The organism is Aurantivibrio infirmus (assembly GCF_054767315.1).
The window spans coordinates 12389-24933 of record NZ_BAAFSK010000006.1 but is presented as its reverse complement, the minus strand read 5'-3'; the positions used below and the strand labels follow the sequence as shown (position 1 = coordinate 24933).

Genomic DNA, 12545 nt, shown 5'->3' with positions numbered 1-12545 from the left:
CCGTGTGGGTATTATTCTTTTAACGCTTTGATAATTTCTTGCGTATTCGGCTTGACACCTCGCCAAATTCTAAATGATTCCGCTGCTTGTTCGACTAACATGCCGACACCATCAGCAACATTTGTCAGACCTTGTGTTGTTGCCCAATTTAAAAACGCGGTCGGTTTCCTACTATAAGCCATGTCGTAACAACACGTTTGTGCAGTAATTTGGTCTTTGGTAATTGCGGGTACTTCACCTTGCAAACTCATCGAAGTACCGTTAATGATTAAATCAAAAATATCATGGGGAATAGCGCTGATGTTTACCGCAAAAATGTTTCCTAGGCCTTTGAATTGATCCGCAAGCACAACCGCTTTCGCCTCAGTTCGGTTAGCGATATAAATACAATGCGGCTTTTGTTCTAACAGGGGGCCTAATACTCCACGTACGGCACCGCCAGCACCAAATATTAATATTCGCCGACCTTCTATTTGCCAACGTAAATTTTTAATCATATCCGTTACTAATCCATGGCCATCCGTGTTGTCACCAAAAAGTTGCCCCTCACTTTCGAGCTTGATGGTGTTTACGGCTCCGGCTAATTTTGCACGGTCTGAAAGAATGTCGACGTAATTAAATGCCAACTCTTTTAAGGGCAGCGTGATATTCAACCCTGAACCACCAAGCTCAAAAAATTCATTGCAGCTTTGTTCAAATTCTTCCGGCCTAACTTCTTGTTTCGTGTATATGAGGTCTTGTTCGGTTTGATGTGCGAAGGCACGATGAATTTCCGGAGAACGCGAATGAATTATCGGACTTCCAAAAACAGAATAGAGATAGGGTCCGTACATACTAGACCCAGTTTCGCGGCGGCAAGAAGCTTTCGGTAAGTTCCGCCTCTGGACTGTTGGCTTCCGCTTGCCAATCATATTCCCAGCGCACTAACGGAGGTAACGACATTAAGATAGATTCTGTTCTCCCGCCAGATTGCAAACCGAAATGTGTGCCGCGATCGAAGACCAAATTAAACTCTACGTATCGACCACGTCGATAGAGTTGAAAATTCCTTTCTCGTTCACCATAAGCAGTATTTTTTCGTTTCTGCACGATTGGCAAATAAGCGTCGATATAACTACTGCCAATTGATCGCATGAGAGCAAAACTTTTTTCAAACCCAAGTTCATTAAAGTCATCGAAAAACAGTCCGCCTATACCTCGTGCTTCATTACGATGTTTTAGATAGAAATAGTTGTCACACCACTCTTTAAAGTGAGGATAAATATTTTCGCCGAAAGGCTCGCAGGCGGCTTTCGCAGTTTGATGCCAGGCAACACAATCTTCTTCAACCCCGTAATAAGGTGTTAGGTCATAGCCTCCGCCAAACCACCACGCTGGCTCTTCGTCTTGGTCGGAATCGACAATTAAAAATCTGACATTAGCGTGACTTGTTGGAACATAGGGATTATGGGGATGAATAACCAAAGACACGCCCATTGCTTCAAAACCTCGCCCGGCAAGTTCAGGGCGACTTTCTGTCGCGGACGGGGGGAGTTTTTCACCTCGAACATGAGAAAAATTTACCCCACCTTTTTCAATGACACCGCCATCAACAATGACTCGCGTCCGGCCGCCAAAATCAGCATCTCTTGCCCATTTATCTTCCTTGAAACTTGCCTTTCCATCTTCTGAAGAAAGTTTCGCGCAAATGTCGTCTTGGAGACTGAGCAGATAATCTTTTACGGCTAATTTATCGATCGATGTCATTTCAAAGGTACCAATTGTTGGGTTAAATTAATTCCGCGCCATTGTAAACCTTGCTAAGCACTGCGCAGCACCTTCAATGTCAATAGATCTCTAATTTCTGAGGGTTTTTTTGATTTTCCCAGTTGACCAGGGGTAATAATTTTGACTGACTTGCCAAAATATCGATTAACGCTATGTCGACTTCTTGAAGCTGGCCGCCCTGCAGGATTTGCGGACGTCGAAACGATTGGGCCATTGAACGCCTTACACAAAGAAGAGGTAAGCGAGTGGTCGCTTACTCTTAAAGCTACAGATTTGTTGTTTCCAGTAATCCAATAGGGCACTTCGCCGTGATGGGGAACCAGCCAGGTCACGGGGCCAGGCCAAGTTGACTCCAACAGCTCCCGTTGTTCCTGGCTAACATTTTTGAGGTAAGCTTCAATCTGGGAGACGCTTTCAGCGACTAGAATAAGGCCTTTATCAACATCCCTTGCTTTGATTGCTAAGAGCTTTTGAACCGCTTCTGGGTTGTTAGGATCACAACCCAGGCCCCACACGGATTCAGTAGGGTAAGCAATTACTTCGCCTGCCGCCATCGCATTTGCAGCTTGAACTACCCTAGGGTTTCTAGACCAATCCATCCGCTTTTAGCTTTTCCTGTAGTGCTTTATCTTTATTTTGAACGGCTTGAGAGTTCGCGGCCCTTTCATCAAGCAAGCGTTGGTACAAGGCTTTATCTGCTACAGACAAAATTTGTGCGGCAAGATAACCAGCATTTTTGGCACCGGCTTTACCAATCGCAACGGTCGCCACCGGAATTCCGCCGGGCATTTGTACTGTCGACAACAAGGCATCTAAACCATCTAGAGAACCATCGATAGGCACGCCGATTACTGGTTTTAATGTATTAGCAGCAACAGCGCCCGCGAGATGGGCCGCCATACCAGCGGCGCAAATGAATACTTCACAACCCCGAGCTTCAGCATCTTTCACGTAGGCATGTGTGATTTCAGGCGTTCGGTGCGCCGAAGTGACTTTTGCTTCGAGCTTAATGCCCAAGGACTTTAGTACGCCAAAAGTGCTTTCCATGACATTCAAATCAGAATCAGAACCCATTAATACCGCAACGAATGCTTCGCTCATAGTAATCTTTAAACCTATCTATAGTGACTGTTAGTTATCGGGTCATTAACTTAAGTAAAAGCTAATTTATTCCCGGCTGAAAATTTGCAACACCTTACTCTTCCCCTAATATTTATAAGGGTTTTTAAGAAAAAGAATTGCAATCGTTTTATTGAAAGGCGGCAAACTTACCCTAAGTAGATTTCGGTCTCAAGTGGAGACCAAGCTTAAGTTGAGAATTATTATTTTTCGCTAGATGTCACAACACGTTGATAGCCATCATCGCTCTGTACGATTAGGCCTCTTAATTCTAAAGCAATTAATAATGATAATAATTTACCTGCTCCTAGCTTTGTTCGGTTGAGCAACACTTCAATTGTCGCACTACAGTAGTCGATATTATTGAACACTGTCCTTTCATCTCGATTTAAATCTATCCATTCAGGTGAACTGGTTTCTTGATTTTGCTTGAGTTCATCCCATTTGAATTCAATTAAACCTTGTAAGGGCTCTTCAATGTCTTGAACCTTTTCCACTAGAGTGGCGCCATCTTTGATCAACGCATGACACCCACGAGTCAAAGGATTGTGGATAGACCCTGGGATTGCAAAAACCTCTCGGCCTTGTTGTAGTGCATAGCGCGCCGTAATCAACGAGCCGCTTTTAATTGCCGCTTCGATCACTACTACGCCAAGACTCAGTCCACTAATAATGCGATTCCGTCTCGGGAAATGACTCGCGTGTGGATCCGTTGCCATAGGAAATTCGCTCAACAAAGTGCCGCCACTATCTAATATTTGTGCCGCTAAGGCCTGGTGCCGACGAGGATAAATTTTGTCGATTCCGCTTCCCAACACAGCAATAGTTTTGCCGTTCACATCCGCCAACGCGCCTTGATGCGCAGCACCATCAACACCAATGGCTAGGCCGCTCGTAATCGCAAAACCCGTGCTAGCCAATTCACGTGCAAATCGAAATGCATTTTCTCGCCCCGTCGGAGAGGGGTTGCGACTGCCGATAATTGCAATTTGCGGTAACGATAGGTTTGCTAAATTTCCTTGTGCGTAAAGCAGTGGTGGCGCTTGATGAGTGTTTTTTAACAAAGCGGGGTAACGCTCATCTTCGGAACAAATTAAATCAACCGAAAGGACTTCTAGTTGTTCTAAAATTTGTTCAGCGTTACTAATGTGTCGATTAGAGTCGGCCCAGAATTTTTTTAACGCTTGGTAGGATTCATCGGGCAGAAATTTTTCGAGGTTTTCGCTAGGTGTATTCAGGATAAGCGCAGGGTGACCAAAATGTTCACGAAGCTGCCAAAAACGCGCACAACCTATCCCAGGAAGGTTTAATAAAATGAGGTGTGCAATGAGTGAATCGCGCGAGCTATCCGCTCGCAATATTTCACGGTCCATGTGAAAGTCCTTATTAAAAAATTCAGTCCATGAATTTGATTAGTAAACAAACTACATATTTTTATTTAAAAAAGACGTTAGCAAATAATTGCGTGAATAGATATAACTAAGAACGTAAGGTCCATCAACGAAGCAAAAAAAAGCGCTAATAAAATTAGCGCTTTTTTTGCGGTCCAGATTCTCTTAACTATGGTCGCTTGATAGTGTTCATTCTCGCGATTGGCATATCCGCTTCTAATACAAGCGCGTAACTTAATTTTTCAAATGTACGGAAAACCATTAATAGGCCAGCACGTTCTTCGGGCAACACAACATTGTCATTTAAAACACGGTCTCGGATTACTTGGCCACTGTGATAAATCGCAAAAACATTGCCGACTTTAACGCCTTCTCGCTCTCCGCGATTAATAACAACAACATCCATATTGCCTACGTTATTGACTCCGCCCTCTACCGCTAAAATCGTGCCTTCAATGTCATCGTTAGGCGGTGAAGGAAAGAAGTTAGTATCAATCTTACGAACTTCTTCTATTAACAAGCGATCACCCACACGAATTTCTTGGTTGGCTCTCGTCGTTTCGGTGGTTGCAATTTGGTTTTCTACATCACGAATTTTTACAGCGGCGATATCAGTCGCCTGAACACCCAAACGTTCGCCGGTATCGGGATCAACAAATACCTCGCCTTTGCGATACACACCGTAAACAGGAATATCGGGATCAAAACTACCGCGGACATAAACGGTGTCTCCTTTGCCCGCAATCAAGCGGTTCTCCCCGCTTGCCACTACGTGAGGTGCGGCTTCGAGCTCTCCAGAGTCAACAATTCTGCTGTTAGAAAGATAGGTATTTATCGCATCAAGAGGAATCGTCGGAATCGCTTCAGATAAAGGCGTTACCCGCATATTCGGGCTTAATTTAACGGTGCCGCTTGGCGCACCGCGCTGAACTGTAATTCTTGGCCGTCCATCGAGGTAGATCAAAGTGATGACGTCACCTGGATAAATTAAATGTGGGTTAGCAATCTGAGGGTTAACGTGCCAAATCTCAGGCCACATCCAAGGAGTCTGTAAAAAACGATTGGAGATATCCCAAAGAGTATCGCCTTTAACGACGGTGTATTCGCTGGGGTAGTCATTGCGCAAAACTGGGTCTTGCTGGGCCCATCCTGAAATAGCCACTAGAGATAAGACTAAGAAGCCTAGGATTATTTTTTTCATAGAAACCTGTCCTGTTTGATTCGGCTGTTAGCCGCAATAACCGTTATACTAGTCCACCGAGCCGATTTGGCTTCTATAATTGCAATGTGACGGGCTAATTTCGCGCTATTGTTGTTGTCTATTTGTGGCATAAAACCTGTGCGATCATAATGTTAGCAGCGAATGTTGCGTTTTTACTATAGGTTTAGCTTAAAGGGTAAGAATTTCGACCCAGTGGTAGATAAACGACGGCAATAAACGATGGCACTACTAGACATACTTGAATTTCCGGATCCGCGCTTGCGCACTAAAGCAAAACCCGTGACCAATGTCGATGATCGAATTCGCAAACTTGTCACTGATATGCTCGAAACCATGTATAACGCACCGGGAATCGGTCTTGCCGCCTCCCAAGTTAACGTTCATGAGCGTGTTGTTGTCATCGATATCAGCGAAGACAAAAGCGAACCATTAGTGTTTATTAACCCTGAAATTACCGTGCTGGGCGAAGACAAAGCTGACTACGAAGAAGGCTGCCTTTCTGTGCCAGGCTATTCGGAGTCTGTCGCTAGACCTACCCAGGTTCAAGTCAATGCTCTCGATATCGATGGCAATGCTTTCGAGTTAATTCCAGAAGACCTGCTAGCTGTTTGTATTCAACATGAGGTCGATCATTTAGACGGGAAACTCTTTGTCGATTACCTATCCCCTCTCAAACGACAGCGAATTCGAAAAAAACTCGAAAAAGAGCATCGCGTTCAAGCCTAAGAATATAACTCACACACAAAGTTCTGCACTCGCTGCGACGAGACGCATGGCTCATTTATTAAAATAATAGAAGGCATTTAAGCAATCATGCAGGAAAAATCAGGCTTGCGGCTCATTTTTGCGGGCACTCCCACATTCGCAGCGGGACATTTGTCCGCTTTATTGCAAAGTAAGCATGACGTTGTAGCCGTTTACACCCAACCCGATCGCCCCGCTGGACGAGGTAAGAAGCTTACTGAAAGCCCCGTTAAGCAACTCGCAAAAACCAATAATTTAAGCGTTTTACAGCCTCCTTCGTTAAAAGATCCGGATGCCCTTGCAGTACTTTCTGGGTTTCAAGCAGACTTAATGATAGTAGTCGCTTACGGCCTTATCCTTCCGCTGACTGTATTAGAAACGCCACGCTTAGGTTGTCTTAATGTTCACGGCTCCTTATTGCCACGCTGGCGCGGTGCGGCGCCGATTCAAAGAGCTATCGAGGCCGGAGATGAACAAACCGGTGTCACCATCATGCAGATGGATGAGGGCTTAGATACAGGGGATATGCTGGCAACTGCGACTTATGACATTAAACCAAGTGATACCTCCCACACGGTCTTTGATGCCTTGGAAAGTTTAGGCGCCGACTGCTTAATTAAGGTCTTAGATCAAATCTCAGCAGGCCAGCCTCCGCGAAGAATCAAACAAAATGACGAGCTCGCCACCTACGCGAGTAAAATAAGCAAGCAGGAGGCCCTTATTAACTGGGCGGATCGCGGAAGCTTGATTGAACGGAGAATTCGCGCCTTTAATCCCTTCCCAATTGCTTACACCGTGCTCGAAGGCCAACGAATAAAAATTCATCGGGCGGAAATCCTGGACACAAAAATTTCATCTGATGCAGTACCGGGAGCGATTCAAAACGTGGGTGAAGCAGGAATCGAGGTCGCCTGCAGTGACGGTATTATCCGCCTCACTCGCATTCAGCTTCCTGGGAAGAAAGTATCGGCGGTAAAGGATATTTTACTGGGCAATAAATCACTTTTTAACAAGGGCAAAATTTTTGATGCCGAGTAAAACTCAATCATGAACACCCGCAGCGCGGCGGCAAAACTAATCGCAAGTATCCTAACGCAACGAGGTTCGCTGTCGAGCTTACTTCCCGCAGCCCTAACAACTATAGACGAACGGGATCGCGCTTTACTGCAAGAACTCTGTTATGGAGTTAGTCGCTGGCAACCAAAACTACAATGCTATTTAAACAAATTGCTTGATAAACCATTAAGAAAAAAAGATAGCGACGTTCATGCATTACTCTTAATTGGAATTTATCAGCTCGCCTTTATGCGAGTTCCCGATCACGCTGCAATTAATACGACCGTTGACGCTTCTAAATCTCTTAAAAAGCCTTGGTCTAAAGGTTTAATTAATGCTGTGTTACGAAATTTCCAACGTCAAAAAGATCAGCTAAATATAGAACTAAAAGATATTCCCGAATTTCGGTACGCACATCCAAACTGGCTAATAAAAAAAATCAAAAAAGCTTGGCCAAACAATAACGATGAAATTTTTCTGGCGAACAATCAGCACCCGCCTTTTACTTTGCGCATAAACAAAAAAAAAGTACAGCGACAAGCCTATTTAGATTTACTTAGCGAACAAGATATTAAAGCCATTCCCACTGCGTTTAGTGAAGATGGTCTCACCCTTCAAAATCCTATCGACGTAAATTCATTGCCTCTTTTTGCCGAAGGCGGTATCAGTGTTCAAGATGAAGCGCCGCAACTGTGTGCGCAGCTTTTGGAATTGCAAGATGGCTTAAGCGTACTTGATGCATGCTGCGCTCCTGGCGGAAAAACCGCTCATATTGCAGAATCCACTGCAGATTTATCAAGGCTCGTAGCACTAGATATCAGCGCAGAGCGCTTAACAAGAACCCGAGAAAATTTACAGCGTTTACAACTAGACGCAGAATTAATTGTTGGGGATGCGAGCCAGACAAGCACATGGTGGGACGGTAAGCCTTTTGATCGAATTCTAATTGACGCCCCTTGTTCCGCGACGGGCGTAATTCGAAGAAATCCCGATATAAAAATTCTGCGAAATCCGGATGGCCTTGCTAAGCTTGTAGACATTCAAAACGCCGTTCTCGACGCATTGTGGCCTTTGCTAAAACCCGGCGGCCTGCTCTTGTATGCAACTTGTTCAGTTTTACCCGAGGAAAATAGTGCAGCGATAGAGCGCTTTATCGCTGCACATTCCGATGTTATCGAAGAGCCTATTGAGGCCGAGTGGGGAACCCAACAAAATCACGGACAGCAACTTTTTCCACTAGACAATAGCCATGATGGCTTTTACTACGCAAAGTTGCGGAAAAAACCCAGTAAAACAGGTAATTTTGAAAATTAATCGGTAGAATCGCGGCCAGTTATTTGTCGGCATGGTTGGCGATCAAAAAGAGCTTTCTCTCAAAACGATTCATCAACTTTGTAATATAAAGATGCATTCGAGGCATCATCAACGATGAAAATTATCATTTTAGGTGCTGGTCAAGTTGGCGGAACACTCGCGCAGAATCTAGCAAGCGAAGCCAATGATATTACGGTGGTTGACTCTCGTGAGGGGAAACTTCGTGATCTTCGCGACCGCATTGATATTGGTGTAGTTTCCGGCAACGCTTCCTATCCTGAGATTTTAATGCAAGCGGGAATTCGCGATGCGGACATGCTGATTGCCGTCACCAACGATGACGAAACCAACATGATTGCCTGCCAAATTGCTTACAGCTTATTTCGCACGCCCACCAAAATTGCGCGTATTCGTTCCAACTCCTATCTCGCACAAACCGACTTATTTCGTAACGATGCAATTCCGATTGATGTATTAATCAGCCCCGAGCAATTGGTATCTGATTATATTTATCGATTGATTGAACATCCTGGTGCTTTACAGGTGTTGGATTTTGCCGGTGGGAAAGCGCAGTTAGTCGCTGTTAAAGCCTATTACGGTGGTCCTTTGGTTGGCCAAGAGCTGCGTTTCTTGCGACAGCATATGCCTTCAATCGATACGCGTGTTGCGGCGATTTTTCGTCGTGATCGACCTATCACTCCCACCGGTGCAACAGTTATTGAAGCCGATGACGAAGTATTTTTTATCGCAGCAAAATCAAATATTCGCGCAGTAATGAGTGAACTACGTCGTTTAGACGCGCCTTACAAACGAATCACTATCGCTGGCGGTGGCAATATAGGCTTACGCTTAACACGTCAGTTGGAATCACGCTATTCGGTTCGTCTGATCGAACGCAGTCCAGAACGTTGTGAACAACTTTCTGAACAACTCGAACGCACTATCGTTTTAAAAGGCAGCGCTTCAGACCAGGATTTATTACTTGAAGAAAATATTGAAGATACGGATATTTTTATCGCCCTAACCAACGATGACGAAGCCAATATAATGTCGTCAATGTTAGCCAAGCGTTTAGGTGCTCGAAAAGTAATGACGCTAATTAATAATGCCGCTTACGTTGATTTAGTTCAGGGTGGTGAAATTGATATCGCGATCTCTCCGCAACAAACCACCATCGGCAGCTTGCTAACCCATGTTCGCCGCGGCGATATTGTTAACGTGCATTCTCTACGACGCGGCGCGGCGGAAGCCATTGAAGTGATCGCTCATGGTGATGAACGATCATCGAAGGTCGTCGGCAAAGCCATCGAAGATATCGACTTACCCGAAGGTGCGACTATCGGTGCAATCGTGAGAGAAAAAGATGGCAATAGCGAAGTTGTTATAGCTCACGATGACGTTGTTGTAGAGACCGGTGATCACGTAATTGTATTTTTAGTGAATAAAAAATTCACCCGCGACATCGAACAATTATTCCAAGTCGGGTTTAGTTTCTTTTAATGGCAGCGCGCTAGCTTATGCATCCCATTATTATTGCCAGAGTACTCGGCATCTTGCTGATGATTTACAGCATGGCCCTGGTGCCCCCCGTGATAGTCTCAATGATTTATCACGACAATACCCATCTCGCTTTTCTAATCACCTTTGCCATTACCTTATCCACTGGCGTGGTAATGTGGTTTGCCGTCCACAATAAAAAACAAGATTTACGAACACGAGATGGCTTTGTAATTACCGCGTTGTTTTGGACGGTCCTTGGTTTATTCGGTTCGCTGCCTTTTATGTTAGCGGACTCTCCCGGCTTGTCTTTTTCTGATGCAGTTTTTGAATCGCTTTCTGGATTAACGACTACAGGCGCAACAGTAATTACCGGCTTAGACAATCTTCCGGAATCGATTTTAATTTATCGACAGCTGCTTCAGTGGTTGGGTGGTATCGGTATTATCGTTATCGCAATGGCCATTTTGCCGATGTTGGGCATTGGTGGTATGCAGTTGTATCGTGCCGAAACCCCTGGCCCGGTTAAAGATAGCAAGCTCACGCCACGAATCACCGAAACAGCAAAAGCGCTAATTATTATTTATGTGGGCTTGACCATACTGTGTGGCATTTCTTATTTAATCGCAGGAATGACGGTATTCGATGCGATTTGTCATGCTTTTTCTACCGTAGCCATTGGCGGCTTTTCCACTCACGATGCCAGCATCGGCTATTTTGATAGCCCTGCGGTGATGGTTGTCGCGATATTTTTTATGCTGTTTTCTGGGATCAATTTTGCGTTACATTTTTTCGCGTGGAGTTCTCGCAGCATACGGCAATATGTTTTCGATCCCGAATTTAGGTTCTATATGGTGTGTATTGCGCTAGGAACATTTATTACGGTTTTTTATTTAGCGTTAACCGGAACCTATTCGGTTTCCGACAGCGTATTACAAGGTGTTTTCGAAACGGTTTCCATTGTAACGACCACCGGTTTCGGCACTGCCGACTTTAGTCAGTGGCCAAATTTTTTACCCTTTATGTTATTTATTGGCGCATTTATGGGTGGCTGTGCAGGTTCTACTGCCGGCGGTATGAAAGTTATTCGCGTGTTATTGGTCTGGAAACAATTCTTGCGAGAGATCCACCGGCTCATTCATCCTAATGCAGTTATACCCATTAAAATTGGGAAAAAATCAGTTTCCGATCGGGTAGTCGATGCGGTATGGGGATTTTTTGCCGCTTATGTGTTCGTGTTTATTATTATGTTCTTAATGTTGTTAGCAACCGGCATGGATTTTTTAACGGCTTTTTCAGCGGTCGGCGCATGTATCAATAATCTGGGCCCAGGGATGGGGGATGTCGCCGCGCACTATGGCGATATTGGTAATACCGCAAAATGGATTTTGTGTTTCGCGATGTTACTCGGGAGACTAGAAGTGTTTACTTTATTAGTTTTATTTTCGCCGATGTTTTGGCGACGATAATTGCCTGTCTTTTTACTTTAGTCCGCACGTTTAAAACGCTTATATTCCCACTGGTATTGTTCCGGCGCTTCTAACACACAACTTTCCACACTACGATTCATTGCCGCAAGACTCTTCGCTTGATCGGTATCGTAAATGTCTGGATCAGGTTCTCGTATTATCATTTCAAAACCCGATTTCACCTGCTTTGCAAAAAGCATTAACACCTGACATTGCGTACGCTGAACGAGTTTATGTACCAGTGTCATCGTCAACGCTGGTTTGCCAAAAAATGGGGAAAGTTCTCCACCACTTTCGTCCGGTACTTGATCGGGAAGTATCGCGACTATTTTTGCAGCGTGTAATTGTTTTAGAACGTGACTGACGCCTTTGCGATTTGTAGGCGCCAATTTGCACCCTTCACGTGTTCGACCGGCGATCATAAACGCATCAATTTTTTCAATACCTGTTGGTTGATACATGGCGGTGAAATCAAAACACTGTGGCAACACCGATGACAAGATTTCCCAGTTGCCAAGATGAGGCACTAACAGCAACACACCGACACCTTGATCTAATTTGCCTTGAATACCGGTAAATTGCTGATTGCCACTGATGAGATGTTTTATTTTTTTATAAGGTTGTGACCAAACGTAAGTCACTTCCAATGCCGTTTTGGCCGTGCAGATTATGCTTGCCTTCGCTAGTGCCCGTTGCCGGGTTTCATCAAGGTCGGGAAAACAATCTTGAATATTTTTAAGACTTGATTGCGCGGCCTGACTGCCAAAATACCAGGTCAATCGCCCAATCATCCCACCAATTATTCGATTAATTGCGATCGGTAAGCGACCAAAAATCGCCATCATCATGCTAGCCACCAGCGCTTTTCGCCGATCTTTGCGATCACGTTTTTTATGCTCGTCTTTCTTAGCGTATTCCTGGGCTGGCGTATCTTGGTCTTCTGGGTGTTGGCTCATGAACAATTAA

Annotated in this window: 12 protein-coding genes; 5 read left to right on the top strand and 7 right to left on the bottom strand. The window is 44.7% G+C overall.

Annotated features, from left to right (window positions below):
- Positions 1–11: 11 nt before the first annotated feature.
- From aroE to ACYUCY_RS13840, 6 genes are all read right to left on the bottom strand, one after another.
- Entirely contained in the window at positions 12–833 is an 822-nt protein-coding gene (gene aroE, locus ACYUCY_RS13865; RefSeq protein ID WP_460227108.1) for a shikimate dehydrogenase, read from the bottom strand.
- Position 834: 1 nt separating this feature from the next.
- Positions 835–1746 (bottom strand): oxygen-dependent coproporphyrinogen oxidase, encoded by a 912-nt coding sequence (hemF, locus tag ACYUCY_RS13860; protein ID WP_460227107.1) that lies wholly within the window; start codon positions 1744–1746, stop codon positions 835–837.
- Between the two features lie 53 nt (positions 1747–1799).
- Positions 1800–2366 carry an L-threonylcarbamoyladenylate synthase gene (locus ACYUCY_RS13855; protein WP_460227106.1) on the bottom strand — a complete coding sequence of 189 codons (567 nt, stop codon included), beginning with the start codon at positions 2364–2366 and terminating at the stop codon, positions 1800–1802.
- Positions 2353–2868, bottom strand: coding sequence for a 5-(carboxyamino)imidazole ribonucleotide mutase (gene purE, locus ACYUCY_RS13850; protein WP_460227105.1), 516 nt, complete (start codon positions 2866–2868; stop codon positions 2353–2355). The genes ACYUCY_RS13855 and purE overlap by 14 nt, the downstream gene beginning before the upstream one ends.
- A 221-nt stretch (positions 2869–3089) precedes the next feature.
- Positions 3090–4259, bottom strand: a complete 1170-nt coding sequence (gene dprA, locus ACYUCY_RS13845; protein ID WP_460227104.1) for a DNA-processing protein DprA — start codon at positions 4257–4259, stop codon at positions 3090–3092.
- Between the two features lie 187 nt (positions 4260–4446).
- Positions 4447–5478, bottom strand: a complete 1032-nt coding sequence (locus ACYUCY_RS13840) for a LysM peptidoglycan-binding domain-containing protein (RefSeq protein ID WP_460227103.1) — start codon at positions 5476–5478, stop codon at positions 4447–4449.
- Positions 5479–5718: 240 nt separating this feature from the next.
- On the opposite strand from ACYUCY_RS13840, the gene def reads away from it, so the two are divergent.
- The 5 genes from def (at position 5719) to ACYUCY_RS13815 (ending at position 11579) form a co-directional block, all read left to right on the top strand.
- Positions 5719–6225, top strand: a complete 507-nt coding sequence (def, locus tag ACYUCY_RS13835; protein WP_460227102.1) for a peptide deformylase — start codon at positions 5719–5721, stop codon at positions 6223–6225.
- Positions 6226–6312: 87 nt separating this feature from the next.
- Positions 6313–7281, top strand: coding sequence for a methionyl-tRNA formyltransferase (gene fmt / locus ACYUCY_RS13830; protein ID WP_460227101.1), 969 nt, complete (start codon positions 6313–6315; stop codon positions 7279–7281).
- 9 nt (positions 7282–7290) lie between these two features.
- Complete coding sequence (rsmB, locus tag ACYUCY_RS13825) at positions 7291–8613, top strand: 16S rRNA (cytosine(967)-C(5))-methyltransferase RsmB (protein WP_460227100.1); 1323 nt, start codon at positions 7291–7293, stop codon at positions 8611–8613.
- Positions 8614–8727: 114 nt separating this feature from the next.
- Entirely contained in the window at positions 8728–10113 is a 1386-nt protein-coding gene (gene trkA / locus ACYUCY_RS13820; protein WP_460227099.1) for a Trk system potassium transporter TrkA, read from the top strand.
- Between the two features lie 17 nt (positions 10114–10130).
- On the top strand, positions 10131–11579 hold the full coding sequence (locus ACYUCY_RS13815; RefSeq protein WP_460227098.1) for a TrkH family potassium uptake protein: 1449 nt from the start codon (positions 10131–10133) through the stop codon (positions 11577–11579).
- A 17-nt stretch (positions 11580–11596) separates the two neighbouring features.
- Here the strand turns inward: ACYUCY_RS13815 and ACYUCY_RS13810 are convergent, their stop codons facing one another.
- The gene (locus ACYUCY_RS13810; protein WP_460227097.1) at positions 11597–12535 is read right to left on the bottom strand and encodes a lysophospholipid acyltransferase family protein; all 939 of its coding nucleotides are present in this window, start codon (positions 12533–12535) and stop codon (positions 11597–11599) included.
- Positions 12536–12545: the final 10 nt, after the last annotated feature.